Origin of the sequence: Segeticoccus rhizosphaerae (assembly GCF_009192725.1) — a bacterium.
Classification (GTDB): Bacteria; Actinomycetota; Actinomycetes; order Actinomycetales; family Dermatophilaceae; genus Segeticoccus; species Segeticoccus rhizosphaerae.
Window position 1 is genome coordinate 1 of record NZ_VOHR01000709.1, and the last position, 595, is coordinate 595.

Sequence of the window (595 nt, forward strand, 5' to 3'; positions counted from 1 at the left end):
CTACGGCGAAGGCGCGGGCAATGCGAACAAGATCTCCATCCTTTCGATGCTCGCTGGCCTTGGGGCCGCCCTTGCCGGCGCGGGCGAGGCAGCGATGGGTATCATGGCGATGGGCCAGCAAGCTGCGCTGGGCAAGTTTCTCGCCTTCACGCGTACTCAGGAATCCTCTGCGGATGCGGCGGGCGCAAAATATCTCTCTGGCGCAGGGATTTCCGGACGCGGCTCGCTCGCTTTCTTCGGCAAGCTGCTCAACCAGGAATTCCGCTATGGCTACAGCCAAAGCGACGAGGCCGGTTTCTATCGTACTCACCCGCTGTCGGGCGACCGCATCGCTGCCTTGCGCGAAGTCTATGAACGCGATCCCGCCTGGGAGACGCCAGCCAATGCCCGCAACCAGCGCAATTTCGAGCGAATCAAGGCCAAGCTTATCGGATATATCGCCAAGCCCAATGTGACCCTGCGCAACTATCCCGAGAGCGACCGAACCATCCCCGCGCTCTATGCACGCGCCTATGCCTATCACAAGAACGCCCGGGTGGACCGCGCGCTGGAAGCCGCCGACGCGCTGCTGGCCGCCGACCCGACCGACCCCTAT

At 63.2% G+C, this 595-nt stretch carries 1 protein-coding gene; it reads left to right on the forward strand.

From position 1 onward, the window contains the following. On the forward strand, nucleotides 1–595 hold a 595-nt coding region (locus FRW57_RS22605; RefSeq protein ID WP_152187137.1), incomplete at both ends, for a M48 family metalloprotease.